Below are 13,718 nucleotides of genomic sequence, written 5' to 3'. Positions count from 1 at the left end.
CCGCGGTGTGACGCCCCTGACCCGCGGCGAGAACCGGCCGCTGACCGTCGACCTGGTCACGGTCGCGGTGACCTGCGCCGCCCCGGTCGACGTCTCCGCGCTGCTGCTCGGCCCCGCCGGCCGGGTGCGCAGCGACGGCGACTTCGTGTTCTTCAACAACCCGCTCGGCGACGGCGTCTCCCACCACCACGGCCGCGGCCGGGGCGACCTGGTCCAGATGGACCTGCGGGCGGTCCCGGCCGACGTCGGCTCGGTCGTCGTCACCGCCAGCCTCGACGGCAGCGGCCCGGCGACGTTCGGGCAGGTGCCGCCGCCGGTCGCCACGGTCGGGGAGTCGACGTTCGAGATGACCGGGCTCGGCAGCGAGTCCGCCGTCGTGTGCATCGAGGTCTACCGCCGCCAGGGCGGCTGGCGGGTGCGCGCGGTCGGGCAGGGCTACGACTCCGGACTGGCCGGGATCGCGGCGGAGTACGGCGTGAACCTCGACGACGACGCGCCGGCCACCCCGCCTGCTGCGCCCGCCCCGCCCTCCGCGCCGCCCCGTCAAGCCCCGCCGGCCGCCGCCCCGCCGCCCTCGTCCTGGCCCCCGGTCGTGCCGCCGCCCTCCGCTCCCTCCGCTCAGGACCCGGACCGGTTCGCCCTCCCGCTGCCCGACGCGCCCCGGGCCCCCGCCGCGCCACCGCCGTCCGCGCCGGCCGCGGCCTGGCCGTCCGCACCACCCGTTCCCCCGGCTCCGGCGTTCCCGCCGTCCGCCCCACCCACCCCCCAGCCGTTCGCGCCGTCGCCCGAAGGAGCCCCTCCCATGCAGAGCGACCTGTTCAGCCCCCAGCACGCCGAAGTCGCCGGCATGGGCATCCAGAAGCAGGGCGGCAAGATGGCGCGCGTCTCGATGGGCGGCGGCGACCTGATGGCCCGCGCCGGGTCGATGGTCGCCTACCAGGGCGACCTGCGCTTCGAGGCGCTGGGCTCCGGCGGCATCGGCAACATGATCCGCCGGCGGCTCACCGGGGAGGGCGTGCCGCTGATGAAGGTCAGCGGCCGGGGCGACCTGTTCCTGGCCAACGCGGCCAGCGACGTCCACCTCATCGACCTCGACGGCTCCGACGGCCTCACCATCAACGGCGCCAACGTCCTCGCGTTCGACTCGACGCTGACCTACCGCATCGCGCGGGTCTCCGGCGCCGCCGGGTTCGCCAGCAACGCCGGACTGTTCAACTGCGAGTTCACCGGCCGCGGCCGGATCGCGATCACCACGGAGGGCACGCCGGTCGTCCTCAACGTCGACCAGCCCACCTACGCCGACCCGCAGGCTGCCGTCGCGTGGTCGGCGAGCCTGCAGACCGGCCTCACCAGCAACGACACCTTCAACATCGGCACGCTGATGGGCCGCAGCACGGGGGAGCGGTTCACGCTGTCGTTCACCGGACGCGGCTTCGTCATCGTGCAGCCCTCGGAGCTGCCGCCCGGCGGGCTCGTGGCGGGTGCCGGCGGCGGCGAGCAGGCCGGGCACGGCGGGCAGGGCGGCGTCGGCGGCGTGCTGGGCGGTCTGCTGGGCGGTCGCTGACGACGCCCGGGGCGTGCCGGACCCCGGCACGTGCGGCAGGGTGGGCGGCATGGACCGGCCACACGATCTCGTCGTCTACGGCGCCACCGGCTTCGTCGGGGAGCTGACCGCCGCCTACCTGGCCGAGCACGCGCCCGCCGGGGTCCGGATCGGGCTCGCGGGCCGCTCGCGGGAGAAGCTGGAGGCGGTGCGCCGCCGGCTGCCCGCGGCGGCGCGCGACTGGCCGCTGCTGGTGGCCGACACCGGCGACGCCGACGCGCTCCGCGCGCTCGCCGAGGGCACGCGCGTGCTGGCCACGACGGTCGGCCCCTACGCCCGCTACGGGCTGCCGGTCGTCGAGGCCTGCGCGCGCGCCGGCACGCACTACGCCGACCTCACCGGCGAGGTGCTGTTCCACCGCGACGCGATCGACGGGTTCGACAAGGTCGCGCAGGACACCGGCGCGAAGATCGTGCACTCCTGCGGCTACGACTCGATCCCGTCGGACCTGGGCGTGTTCGTGCTGCACGAGCGCGCCGCGGCCGACGGCGCGGGCGAGCTCGTCGACGTCGACCTCGTGGCCACGGCCCGCGGCGGGTTCAGCGGCGGCACGATCGACTCGATGCGGGCGCAGCTCGAGGCCGTCGGGGCCGATCGGTCGCGGCGGAAGATCGTCGGTGACCCCCACTCGCTGAGCCCCGACCGCGCCGCCGAGCCGACCCCGCGCCAGCCGTCGGACGCGCCGCTGCCCGGGCGTCGCGGGTCGCGCGGCACGTGGACGGCCCCGTTCGTCATGGCGTCGTACAACACCCGCGTGGTGCGGCGCAGCAACGCCCTGCTCGGCTTCGCCTACGGCCGCGGCCTGCGCTACGGCGAGACGATGGGCTTCGGTTCGAGCCCGGTGGGGGCCGTCGCCGCGGTCGGCACGACGGTCGGGCTCGCGGCCGGGCTCGCCGGGATGACGCTGCCGCCCACCCGCGCCCTGCTCGACCGCGTCCTGCCGAAGCCTGGGTCGGGGCCGAGCGCGGAGGCACGGGCGAAGGGCTGGTTCCGGATGGACGTCGAGGCCACGACGACGAGCGGCCGCCGCTACCACGCGCGGGTGTCGGGGAAGGGCGACCCGGGCTACGCGGCCACCGCCGTCATGCTGGGGGAGAGCGGCCTGTGCCTGGCGCTCGACGACCTGCCCGACCGCGCCGGCTCGCTCACCCCGGCGACCGCGATGGGTGCGGCGCTGGTGGAGCGGCTGGTGACGGCCGGGCACACGTACTCGGTGACCGGCTAGCGCTCCGCGCTCGTGAGTGGAAAACGTTGCTCCAGCACTGTTATCCACTCACGGGTGCTGTGAGCGAGGCCAGGTAGGCGGGCCAGCTGCCGTGCGCGCTGACGTCGATCGCGCCCGGGGGCCTGCGGACGCAGACGATCCCCAGCGCCTCGCCGTCGGCCAGCTCGACCGGACCGATCCCCAGCGGCGCGGGCAGGGCGCACACGAGCGCGCCCAGCGCGGCCACCGGGAGCCGGTGCAGCTCGACCTCGACGGCCGCGCCCCCGTCGTCGACGGCCACCAGCCCGCCCCGCGGCACCCCCGGACCGGGCAGCGCCACGAGCCGGTAGACCGGCGCGGTGCGCGCCCGCCGCACGAACTCCGCCCCGAGCGCGACGAGCTCGGGATGCAGCGGCTGACCCGTGCGGTGGGCGGCCACCACGGCGAGCAGGGCGGGGCGGGAGGCCGGGGGAGCCCCCCGCCCCTGATCGCGGGCCGTCATCCGAGGGGCACCTCGGACACGTGCGCCGCGACGATCCGCCAGCCCTCGGGGAAGCGGAACCAGGTCTGGCTCTGCCTGCCCTCGGTGCCGGAGCCGGGGTGGTCGAACAGGGTCGTGACCACCGCCGTGTCCGCGCCCAGCGCCAGCACCGCGGTCTCGCGGAGCCGGCGCCCGGCGGGCACGGTCGGGTGGGCGCGGCGCCACGCCGCGATCTCCGCGGCGCCGTCCTGGCGGTCGGCGACGCCGAAGCGGCGGCAGCGGGGGTCGTCCCAGAACAGCTCGGTGAGGACGGGGACGTCGCCGTCGAGCAGGGCCTGCTCGTAGCGCTCGAAGGCGGCGCGGACCTCGTCGGTCGGGCTCGGCCCCGTTGCAGGAAAGCCACGTTCCTGCCCCGTGGTTGCGGGAACGTGGCTTTCCTGCAATCCGGGAGCCTGCGACGTCACGCCGTCGCCGGGCGGGTCGTGTCGATCGGCGCCAGCACCGGGGCCGGGGCCTCCTCCTCCGCGCGCGGGGCCGGGACCTCCGACGGGTCGTCGGTCTCCCCGTCCACCGGCGTGCCCCGGGTGAAGGCCGCGAAGGCCAGCAGGATGATCCCGGCGAACAGGTAGCCCAGCGCGATCTGCCCGCCGACGTTCCAGCCCACCGACTCGGCGTGGATGAGCCCGACGAAGCCGAGCGCGGCGCCCACGAAGCAGTAGATCGCGGCCGGCACGAACTTCTTGTCGATGATGAACACGACGATCGAGCCGAGCACCATGCCGGCCAGGATCGCGCCGCCGCCCAGCAGCAGCGTGCCGTGGTAGACGAGCCCGGCGTTCGCGAAGCCCTCCTCGCCGACCTCGGCCGGTGTGCTCCCGGCGGCCCCGACGGCGTTGGTCATCAGCCCGCCCGCCCAGGACGCGATGTTCGGGATGATCGCGAAGACCACGGCGATCGCGTGCCGCTTGGGCACCTCCTGGAACGCCTGCGCGCCGATCAGCAGGCCGATGTAGAGCAGGATCGGGACGATCGCCGGCAGCGGCAGCAGGGCCCCGAGCAGCGAGAACATGCCCAGGAAGCACATCAGGGCGATGAAGACGCCCGACGCGAGCGAGTAGCTCGTGCGGCCGCCCGCGGCCTTCCAGCCCGGGTGGCCGATGTAGACGGCGGGCGGGAACGGGCAGCCCAGCGCCGCGCCGACGATCGCGCCCGCGCCGTCGGCACCGAGGATCGCGCGCAGGTTGTACTCGTCGCCCGCGGCGGCCGCGCTCTCGACGTTGGCCATGCCCTCGGTGAAGTTGTAGATGCCCAGCGGGATGGCGGTGGCGAGCAGCGGGGCGACGTTGGCGAGGCCGTCGACCAGGCGGGGGATGTCGAACGTCGGCAGCGAGAGCGCGACGTTGCCGGCGGCGTCGATCACGTCGGGCACCGACATGTACCCGCCGATCCAGCCGATCGCCGAGCCGACGAGCAGGGCCGCGAGCCCGACAGGGATGTTGCCGGGCAGCTTCAGGTCGGTGAAGAAGCCGATCAGGATGATCACCATGACCGGGAACGCGATCCAGAGCGCCTCCCACATCTGGGCGGCCGGGCGCATCGAGATGAACGCGATCGAGATGCCGGCGAGCGTGCCGAGCATGGCGGCCTGCGGCGTGTACTTGCGGATGTAGGGGCCGACGAACGCCCCGATCAGCACGATGACGCCGATGATGAACGACCAGGCGAGCCCGGAGGTCCACGCGACGATCGGGTCGCCCGTCGCCAGGTAGATCGGCAGCATGATCACGAAGACGACGATGAACATGTGCGGCACGGACGGCCCGTAGGGCATCGCGCAGACGTCGGTGCGGTTCTCCCTCCTCGCCAGCCGCCGCGCGAGGTAGGTGTAGTAGACGTTGCCGATCAGCAGCTGGACGCCCAGCGCCGGGAGGATCACCCCGAACACGTCGGCGCCCGGGATGTTCACGACGCCCAGGCAGAGCCCGGACAGCACCAGCACGTTCACCAGGGTGTTGAACCCCAGCCCGAAGAACGCGTTGGTGTCACCCGCTACCCACCAGGACAGCTTCACGGGTTCGGCTTCGGTGGTCGTCATGACGGGATCTCCTGGGGGGTGAGGGCGTGCAGGAACGACTCCGAGGGGGCGACCCAGCCGAAGATCCCGCCCTGGGCGGAGATCATCTCGAGGCCGACGCGCTGGAACTCCGGGAAGTACGAGCCGACGCAGTCCGACAGCACGAGGCACTCGTAGCCGCGGTCGTTGGCCTCGCGGACGGTGGTGTGCACGCACACCTCGGTGGTGACGCCGGTGACGACGAGGCTGGTGATGCCCCGCTGGGCGAGCTCCGCGCCGAGCGCGGTGCCGTGGAACGAGCCCTTGCCCGGCTTGTCGATGACGAGCTCGCCCGGGACCGGCCGCAGCTCGTCGATGATGTCGTGGCCGTACTCGCCGCGGATCAGGATGCGGCCCTTGGGCCCGGGCGCCCCGATCCGCAGCGACGGGTCGCCGCGGTTGAGCTTGGCGGGCGGGCAGTCCGACAGGTCGGGGACGTGACCCTCACGCGTGTGGATCACCGTGAGGCCGACGTCGCGGGCGGTGGCCAGGACCTTCTGCAGCGGCGGCACGACGGCCTGCAGCCACGAGACGTCGTTGCCCAGCGTCTCGCCGAACCCGCCGGGCTCCACGAAGTCGCGCTGCATGTCGATGATCACCAGCGCGGTCGACGCCGGGTCGAACACGAAGGGGTAGGGGTCGGCGGGCACGGTGCTCACGTGGTGGTCCCCTCGATGACGGCGGTCGACGTGGCGACGGCGCCGAACACCCCGCCCTGCATGGTCACCATGTGCAGGGCCGCGGTGTGGTTGGACGGGTCGGTGGCGCCGGTGCAGTCGGACAGGACCAGGCACTCGTAGCCGCGGTCGTTGGCCTCGCGCATGGTCGTGTGCACGCAGACGTCGGTCGTGATGCCGGTGAGGATCAGGTGCGTGATCCCCCTCGTGCGCAGGACCAGGTCGAGGTTGGTGGCGTAGAAGGCGCCCTTGCCCGGCTTGTCGAGCAGCACCTCGCCCTCGACCGGCGCGACCTCCGGCACGATCTCCCAGCCCGGTTCGCCGCGCACGAGGATCCGCCCGGTGGGCCCGGGCGAGCCGATCTCGGCGCCGATCCGGGCGCTGCGCCAGCGCTTGTTGGCCGGCAGGTCCGACAGGTCCGGCGCGTGCCCCTCCCGGGTGTGGACGACGAGCATCCCGGTGGCGCGGGCGTGCGCGAGCATCGCCGCGGTGGCCGGCAGCCCGGCGCGGGTGAGCCCGATGTCGTAGCCCATCCGGTCGACGTAGCCGCCGGGTCCGCAGAAGTCGACCTGCCAGTCGATGCAGACCAGCGCGGTGCGGGCGGCGTCGACGCTGCCGTCGTAGGGCCACGGGTAGGGGTTGGCGGCGACGGGCCCGATGCGGGCCCTCGTGGTGACTGACGCGGTCATGCGGCCTCCCAGGTGGTCATCCGGCGTGCGGTGGCGATCAGGCGGTCCTCGGAGAAGGCGGGACCGAGCAGGGTGACGCCGACGGGACGGCCGTCGGCGGTCGTGCCGGCGGGCACCGCGACGGCGGCGAGGTCGAGCAGGTTGGCGAACTGCGTGTAGCGGCCCAGGACGAGGTTGCGGGCGACGGGCTGCTCGGCGAGCTGCGCGCGCGTGAACGTCGTCGGGACGGTGGGGAGCAGGAGGGCGTCGGCGCGGTCCCAGAGGCGGTCGCACCAGGCGCGGAGCTCCTGGAGGCGGTGGCGGCCGCGGAAGGCGTCGACGGCGCTGAACCCGTGGCCGGCCTCGATCACGGCGCGCGTCACGGGGAGCACGTCGTCGGGGTGCTCGGCCAGGAACGACTCCAGCCCGGCGAGCCGCTCCGCCACCCACGGCCCGGTGTAGAGCAGGTCACCCGCCTCCTGCAGCGGCCCGACCGGGGTGGTGCCGACGGGCTCCGCGCGCTCGGCGACGGCGGCGAAGGCCGCCTCCATGGCGGTGTCGCCCTCGAAGTCGAGTCCGGTGGGGACGAGCACCCGTGAGTGGATACGAGTGCTGGAGCACTCGTATCCACTCACGGGGCGCGACCAGGGATCCGCCGGATCGGGGTGCGCCAGGACCGCGAGCACGTCGGCCGCGTCGTCGAGGTCGTGGGTGAACACGCTGACGCAGTCCAGCGAGCGGCACGCGGGCAGCACTCCCGCCGTGCTCACCAGGCCGCGCGTCGGCTTGAGCCCGACGATCCCGTTCATCGCGGCCGGGACGCGCCCGGACCCGGCGGTGTCGGTGCCCAGGGAGAACGCGACCTCGCCCGCGGCGACGGCGACGGCGCTGCCCGAGCTGGAGCCGCCCGAGACGAGGTCGCCGCCGAACACCGACTCGGGCGCGCCGTAGGGGGAGCGGCCGCCGTTGAGCCCGGTCGCGAACTGGTCGAGGTTGGTCTTGCCCACGACGATCGCCCCCGCCTCCCGCAGCAGCCGCACGGCGGTGGCGTCGGCGGCCGGGTCGTGGGTGAAGGCGGGGCAGGCGGCGGTCGTCGGGAGGCCGGCGACGTCGATGTTGTCCTTGACGGCGAACGGCACGCCGTAGAGGGGCTGGTCCACCGAGCGCAGCGCAGCGGCCTGCTCGTGCAGCTCGGCGCGCGTGGACCGGGAGATCCAGACGCCGTCGTCGCCGCGGGCGGCGATGCGCGCGAGGACCTCGTCGACGACGTCGTGCGGGGTCAGCGCACCCGACCGGTAGGCGGCGCGCAGGGAGCGCACTCCGAGGGCGACGGTCGCGATCTGCATTCTGTCGATTGTCGACCGTTTGGTGTCGACGGCAGGTCTGCTGCGTTAAGCCCGTGTGACGGGTCCCTCAGCCGTCCAGCTCGGGGGCGAGGTAGGTGCGGGCGCCGTGGTGGCCGAGCTCGGCGAGGACGGCGTCGAGGTCGCCGGAGTCGACGGCGTCGCACAGCCGGCGGTGGCGGTGCGCGCCCTCCTGCGGCGACGCGGCGACGGCCTCGCGCCGCAGGTTCGTGGCCATGTAGAGCTGCAGCTGGGTGAGCACGGGCTCATAGGTGCGCAGGAGCTGGCGGTGGTCGGCCAGCCCGACCAGGGCCAGGTGGAACGCGCGGTGCCCGGCGGCCTGCTCGGCGGCGTCGCCCCCCTGCGCGGCCCGCTCCATCTGCTCGGTGGCGGCGCGCAGGGCCGCGGTGGACGGGCGGGCGCCGGAACGCAGAGCGCGCTCGACGGCGAAGCGCTCGAGGGCGTCGCGCAGGCTGAACAGCTCGTCGATGTCGCGCGCCGACAGCTCCGTGACGCGCACCCCGCGCCGCGGCAGGTGCTCGACGAGGCCCTGCTGCCCGAGCAGGCGCAGCGCCTCCCGCAGGGGTGCGCGGCTCGTGCCGAAGCGGCGCGTGAGCTGCTCCTCGACCAGCCGCTCGCCGGGCGCCAGCGCTCCGCTGAGGATCTCGCCGCGCAGCCGCCGCACGGCGAGCTCGACGAGGCTGCTCGCCCCCAACCCGTCCTCGACGGCCGGCCCTGCGGTCACTGCCACGCCCCTGTCGGTCTGCTCCGTGTGGCTCCACAGTGACAGATGGGCGAGATCGATGGGCGGAGCGGGCGGGCCACGGCGGGGCGTAGGGTCGTTTCCGTTAGCAGTGGCACGGATGTGAGAGGAGTCGCGGGTGGTCGAGGTCGACGCCCCGCGCGCCCCCGCGCGCCTGCCGCGCGAGATCTGGGTGCTGGTCGGCGCCTCGTTCCTGATCGCCATCGGCTTCGGCCTCGTCGCGCCGACGCTGCCGGTCTTCGTCCGCAGCTTCGACGTCGGCATCGCCGCGGCCGGGCTCGTCATCAGCGTGTTCGCCCTGGCCCGGCTGGTGTTCGCGCCGTCGAGCGGGTGGCTGGTCGGCCGGATCGGCGAGCTGAGGGTGTTCAACGCCGGGCTGCTGATCGTCGCGGTGTCGACGGCGGCGATGGCGTTCGCCGGCGAGTACTGGCACCTGCTCGCGCTGCGCGCGTTCGGCGGCATCGGATCGACGATGTTCACGATCTCGGCGGTCTCGCTGCTGATCCGCCTGTCCCCGCCGGAGATCCGCGGACGCGCGTCGGGCATGTGGGCCACCGGGTTCCTGCTCGGCAACATCGTCGGGCCGCTGGCCGGCGGCGGGCTCGTCGCGATCAGCCTGCGCGCGCCGTTCCTCGTGTACGCGGCGGTGCTCGTCGTCGTGGTGGTCGTCAGCGCGGTGCTGCTGCGCGGGCGGACCGACGTGGCGGCGCCCGTTCCCGGTGCGGCCCCGATCCCCACGGTCACGTTCCGCGAGGCGCTGCGCCACCGCACGTACCGCGCCGCGCTGGTGGCCAACTTCGGCGTCGGCTGGGCGGTGTTCGGGGCGCGCGTCGCGCTGGTGCCGCTGTTCGTCGTCGAGGCGCTGGGGCAGCCGGAGGCCTGGTCGGGCATCGCGCTCGCCGTCTTCGCGGCCGGCAACGCGGCCACGCTCGTCGTGTCCGGCCGGTTCGCCGACCGCTTCGGCCGCCGCCCGCCGATGCTCGTCGGGCTGGCCGTCGCCGCCGTGGGCACGGGCGTGCTCGGCTACATCGCGGACCCGGTGCTGTTCCTCGCGGCGAGCCTGGTCGCCGGGCTGGGCAGCGGACTGGTCAACCCGCCGCTGCAGGCCGCCGTCGGTGACGTCATCGGCACGGGTGGGCGCGGCGGCACCGTGCTCGCCGGGTTCCAGATGGCGTCGGACACCGGCGCGATCCTCGGCCCGGTGCTGGCCGGCGGCCTGGCCGAGCTGGTCGGCTACGGGCCGGCCTTCGGGATCACCGGCGTCGTGCTGGCCGTGGGCTGGGCCTTCTGGCTCCGCGCCCCGGAGACCCTGCCGCGGCTCGTCGAACCGCCCGTCACGGTGTCGTGCCCCGAGACGTGAACCGGTCCTAACCGGCCACGTTCACCCCGATCAGCGCGCCGACGAGGAACGTCGCCCCCGCCGCGATCGCCCCGAACGCGAGCTGGCGCAGCCCGGCGAGCCACCACGGACGGGTGGTGAACCGGGCCGTCAGCGCACCGGCGACGACCAGCCCGACCCCGCCGACGAGCAGCCCCAGCACCAGCGACGACGAGCCCAGCAGGAACGGCACCAGCGGCACGATCCCGCCGACGGCGAAGCACAGGAACGACGACAGCGCGGCGACCCAGGGCGAGGGCTTGTCGTCCGGGTCGACGCCCAGCTCCTGGGTGATGTGGACGCGCACCGCGAGCTCGGGGTCGCCGTGGACCTCGCGGGCGACCGCCTCCGCGGTGGGCTGCGTCAGCCCCATCTCCTCGTACATCCCGGCCAGCTCGGCCCGCTCGGCGTCGGGGTGCAGGCGGATCTCGGCGCGCTCGACGTCGACCTCGTGGCGGACGGCGTCATTCTGGGTGTCGACCGACGCGAACTCGCCCAGCGCCATCGAGAACGCCCCCGCGACGAGCCCGGCCATCCCGGTGAGGATCACGAGCGACCGGTCGCCCCCGCCGCCGCCGACGCCCGCGACCAGCGCGATGTTGGTGACGAGCCCGTCCATCGCGCCGAACACGGCCGCGCGCAGCCAGCCGCCGCTGACGTCGGAGTGGTGGGCGTGCTCGTGCGCGGCGAACTCGGCGGGGCCGGGGGCCTGGGTCATGGCGACATCCTGCTCCGGTCGCGCCCCCGGCGCCCGGCACCGACACTGGCGCCGTGCCCGCTCCGCTCTGGCTGTTCGCCGACCAGCTCGGCCCGCACGTGCACGACACCGACGCGCACCGCGACCGCGAGGTCGTGCTCGTCGAGTCCGCCCGCGTCCTGCGCAGCCGCCCGTTCCACCGCCAGAAGCTGCACATCGTGCTCTCCGGCATGCGCCACCTCGCCGACGAGCTGGGCGACCGCGCCACCTACCTGCGCACCGACACCTACCGCGAGGCGCTGGAGCAGGTGGGGCGCCCGGTCGTCGTGCACGAGCCGACGTCGTTCGCCGCGGTCGACCTCGTCGAGCGGCTGCGGGCGGAGGGGCTGGTGGAGGAGGTCCTGCCGACGCCGACGTTCGCGCTGCCCCGCGCCGACTTCGACGAGTGGGCGGGCGACCGCGACACGTTCCGCATGGAGGACTTCTACCGCTCCCAGCGCCGCCGCTTCGACGTGCTGATGGAGGCGGGGGAGCCGGTCGGCGGCACGTGGAACTACGACAAGGAGAACCGGGAGCCGCCGCCGAAGGGCGTCGAGCGCCTGGACGTCGCCGGGCCGTGGCAGCCGCCGGAGGACGCGATCGACGACGGGGTCCGCCGCGACCTCGACGCGCTCGACCTGCCCACGGTCGGCGCCGACGGCCCGCGCTGGTTCGCCGTCACCGCCGCGGAGGCCCGCCGCGCGCTCGCGCACTTCGTCCAGGAGCGGCTGCCGCACTTCGGCCCGCCCGAGGACGCGATGCTCACCGGGGACTGGGCGATGGCGCACTCGCTGCTCTCGGTCCCGCTCAACCTCGGCCTGCTGCACCCGCTCGACGTGGCGCGCGAGGCCGAGTCGGCCTACCGCTCGGGCGACGTGCCGCTGCCGAGCGCGGAGGGCTTCGTCCGCCAGGTGCTCGGGTGGCGCGAGTACATGTGGCAGCTCTACTGGCGCTTCGGCCGCGACTACATGGACAACAACGCCCTGCGCGCGCACACGCCGCTGCCGGAGTGGTGGGCGACGCTGGACGCCGACGCCGTCACCGCGAAGTGCCTGTCGACGGCACTGGCCGGCGTCCGCGACCGCGGCTGGGCCCACCACATCCAGCGGCTCATGATCCTCGGCAACCACGCCCTGCAGCGCGGCTACGACCCCCGTGCGCTGTCGGACTGGTTCCGCGAGACATTCGTCGACGGGTTCGAGTGGGTGATGCCGCCGAACGTGATCGGGATGAGCCAGCACGCCGACGGCGGGCGGCTCGCGACGAAGCCCTACAGCTCCGGCGGCGCGTACGTGAACCGCATGTCCGACCACTGCGGCGGCTGCGCCTACGACCCGAAGAAGCGCCTGGGCGACGACGCCTGCCCGTACACCGCCGGGTACTGGGCCTGGACGCACCGCCACCGGGACCTGCTCGCCGCCAACAACCGCACCTCCCGCGCCGTGGCGTCGATGAACCGGCTGGGCGACCTCGAGGCCGTGCTGGAGCAGGAGTCCGCGCGCGAGGAGTTCTGAGGGGGTCCCTAGGCTGGTCGCGTGCAGCGATCGCTCGACGTCGTCGGCACGCTCGCGCGTCTGGGGCTGGCCGCGGTCTGGTTGCTGTCCGGGATCCCGAAGGCGCTCGACCCCGACCAGACCTACGTCGCGGTCCGGGCGTACGACGTGCTCCCGCGGCTGGGCGTCGAGCTGGTGGCCGGGATCCTGCCGTGGCTGGAGATCGCGCTGGCCGTGCTCCTGCTGCTCGGGCTGGGCACGCGGGCGGTCGCGGTGGCGTCGGCGCTGCTGCTGCTGGTGTTCCTCGCCGGGGTGGCGCAGGCGTGGGCGCGCGGGCTCTCGATCGACTGCGGCTGCTTCGGCGGCGGCGGCCAGGTCGAGCCCGGGCAGACGGCGTACCTGCAGGAGATCGTCCGCGACACGGGCTTCCTGGCCCTCGCGGTGTGGTTGGTGGTGCGGCCGCGGACGGTGGCCGCGGTGGACTCACGGGTGTAGGGAGAGGCATGGGCGGCGCGTCGCGCAACGAGAAGAAGCGCAGGCAGGAGGCGGCGAACGCGCGGTTGCGGGCGGCCGGCATCACGCCCCCGACGCAGGCGCGCGACTCGAAGCGCACGACGTTCATCGCGGTGGCCGCGCTGGCGGTCGTCGCGCTGGTGGTGGGTGTGGTCGTGCTGCTCACGCGCGACTCCGGCGAGACCGCGGCCGTGCCGACGTACACCACGACCGCGGCGGGCGGCGTCGTCACCGCGGGCACCGGGCCGATGGTCGTCGACGTCTACGAGGACTTCCTCTGCCCGGTCTGCGAGCGCTTCGAGGAGCGCTACGGCGAGGAGCTGACCGAGGCGCTCAACGCCGGCCGGATCACCGTCCGGTACCACTCGGTGGCGATCCTCGACCAGCAGACCGACCCCGTCGGCTACTCCTCGCGCGCGGCCAACGCGGCGCTCTGCGCGGTGCCCGCCGGCATCCACCCCGCCTACCACCAGCGCCTGTTCGCCGAGCAGCCCGCCGAGGGCAGTGCCGGCCTCACCGACGTGCAGCTCGTCGCGTTCGGCACGGAGCTTGGCGCCGACATGGGCGCCTGCATCACCGGCGGCGCCAACGCCGACGCCGTGACGGCCATGACCCGCGCCGCGGTCGACGACCCCGCGCTGCGCAACGCCGACGGCAACTTCGGGACGCCGACCGTCCTGCTCGACGGCGCCCGCGTCGACATCAGCGACACCGGCTGGCTGCAGAAGGCGCTCGGCGCCTGAGCG

At 74.5% G+C, this 13,718-nt stretch carries 14 protein-coding genes; 6 read left to right on the top strand and 8 right to left on the bottom strand.

The features are described 5' to 3' along the window. Positions 1 to 7: 7 nt before the first annotated feature. Both HOP40_RS02385 and HOP40_RS02380 read left to right on the top strand, forming a co-directional pair. Positions 8 to 1,564, top strand: a complete 1,557-nt coding sequence (locus HOP40_RS02385; protein ID WP_205347056.1) for an AIM24 family protein — start codon at positions 8 to 10, stop codon at positions 1,562 to 1,564. Between the two features lie 49 nt (positions 1,565 to 1,613). Then, positions 1,614 to 2,828 (top strand): saccharopine dehydrogenase family protein, encoded by a 1,215-nt coding sequence (locus tag HOP40_RS02380; RefSeq protein ID WP_240157470.1) that lies wholly within the window; start codon positions 1,614 to 1,616, stop codon positions 2,826 to 2,828. Between the two features lie 40 nt (positions 2,829 to 2,868). Here the strand turns inward: HOP40_RS02380 and HOP40_RS02375 are convergent, their stop codons facing one another. The 7 genes from HOP40_RS02375 to HOP40_RS02345 form a co-directional block, all read right to left on the bottom strand. Then, positions 2,869 to 3,309, bottom strand: a complete 441-nt coding sequence (locus HOP40_RS02375; RefSeq protein ID WP_172154203.1) for an allophanate hydrolase-related protein — start codon at positions 3,307 to 3,309, stop codon at positions 2,869 to 2,871. Then, positions 3,306 to 3,731 carry an AtzH-like domain-containing protein gene (locus HOP40_RS02370; protein WP_172154201.1) on the bottom strand — a complete coding sequence of 142 codons (426 nt, stop codon included), beginning with the start codon at positions 3,729 to 3,731 and terminating at the stop codon, positions 3,306 to 3,308. The genes HOP40_RS02375 and HOP40_RS02370 overlap by 4 nt, the downstream gene beginning before the upstream one ends. A 17-nt stretch (positions 3,732 to 3,748) precedes the next feature. After that, positions 3,749 to 5,383: a regulator gene (locus tag HOP40_RS02365; RefSeq protein ID WP_172154200.1), complete on the bottom strand. Its 1,635-nt coding sequence runs from the start codon at positions 5,381 to 5,383 to the stop codon at positions 3,749 to 3,751. After that, a complete protein-coding gene (locus tag HOP40_RS02360) occupies positions 5,380 to 6,060 on the bottom strand; it encodes a cysteine hydrolase family protein (protein ID WP_205347055.1) in 681 nt (226 codons plus the stop codon). The genes HOP40_RS02365 and HOP40_RS02360 overlap by 4 nt, the downstream gene beginning before the upstream one ends. After that, entirely contained in the window at positions 6,057 to 6,767 is a 711-nt protein-coding gene (gene biuH / locus HOP40_RS02355) for a biuret amidohydrolase (RefSeq protein ID WP_172154199.1), read from the bottom strand. Before biuH ends, HOP40_RS02360 begins: the two co-directional genes overlap by 4 nt. Then, positions 6,764 to 8,092 carry an allophanate hydrolase gene (atzF, locus tag HOP40_RS02350; RefSeq protein WP_172154198.1) on the bottom strand — a complete coding sequence of 443 codons (1,329 nt, stop codon included), beginning with the start codon at positions 8,090 to 8,092 and terminating at the stop codon, positions 6,764 to 6,766. The genes biuH and atzF overlap by 4 nt, the downstream gene beginning before the upstream one ends. A 67-nt stretch (positions 8,093 to 8,159) precedes the next feature. Further along, on the bottom strand, positions 8,160 to 8,840 hold the full coding sequence (locus tag HOP40_RS02345; protein WP_240157469.1) for a GntR family transcriptional regulator: 681 nt from the start codon (positions 8,838 to 8,840) through the stop codon (positions 8,160 to 8,162). 130 nt (positions 8,841 to 8,970) lie between these two features. Here HOP40_RS02345 and HOP40_RS02340 point away from each other — a divergent pair, with 130 nt between their 5' ends. After that, positions 8,971 to 10,212, top strand: a complete 1,242-nt coding sequence (locus HOP40_RS02340) for an MFS transporter (protein ID WP_172154196.1) — start codon at positions 8,971 to 8,973, stop codon at positions 10,210 to 10,212. Between the two features lie 7 nt (positions 10,213 to 10,219). Here the strand turns inward: HOP40_RS02340 and HOP40_RS02335 are convergent, their stop codons facing one another. Continuing rightward, entirely contained in the window at positions 10,220 to 10,948 is a 729-nt protein-coding gene (locus HOP40_RS02335) for a VIT1/CCC1 transporter family protein (protein WP_172154195.1), read from the bottom strand. Positions 10,949 to 11,001: 53 nt separating this feature from the next. Here HOP40_RS02335 and HOP40_RS02330 point away from each other — a divergent pair, with 53 nt between their 5' ends. Genes HOP40_RS02330 through HOP40_RS02320 form a run of 3 tightly spaced genes read left to right on the top strand, consistent with a single transcriptional unit; the run spans position 11,002 to position 13,715 of the window. After that, a complete protein-coding gene (locus HOP40_RS02330; protein ID WP_172154194.1) occupies positions 11,002 to 12,480 on the top strand; it encodes a cryptochrome/photolyase family protein in 1,479 nt (492 codons plus the stop codon). Between the two features lie 21 nt (positions 12,481 to 12,501). After that, positions 12,502 to 12,954 carry a MauE/DoxX family redox-associated membrane protein gene (locus HOP40_RS02325; protein WP_172154193.1) on the top strand — a complete coding sequence of 151 codons (453 nt, stop codon included), beginning with the start codon at positions 12,502 to 12,504 and terminating at the stop codon, positions 12,952 to 12,954. Between the two features lie 8 nt (positions 12,955 to 12,962). Continuing rightward, a complete protein-coding gene (locus tag HOP40_RS02320) occupies positions 12,963 to 13,715 on the top strand; it encodes a DsbA family protein (RefSeq protein ID WP_172154192.1) in 753 nt (250 codons plus the stop codon). The last annotated feature ends 3 nt before the right edge of the window (positions 13,716 to 13,718 follow it).

The organism is Pseudonocardia broussonetiae (assembly GCF_013155125.1).
GTDB lineage: Bacteria > Actinomycetota > Actinomycetes > Mycobacteriales > Pseudonocardiaceae > Pseudonocardia > Pseudonocardia broussonetiae.
The sequence above is the reverse complement of the archived record's forward strand: the minus strand, read 5'-3'. Positions and strand labels throughout refer to the sequence as shown.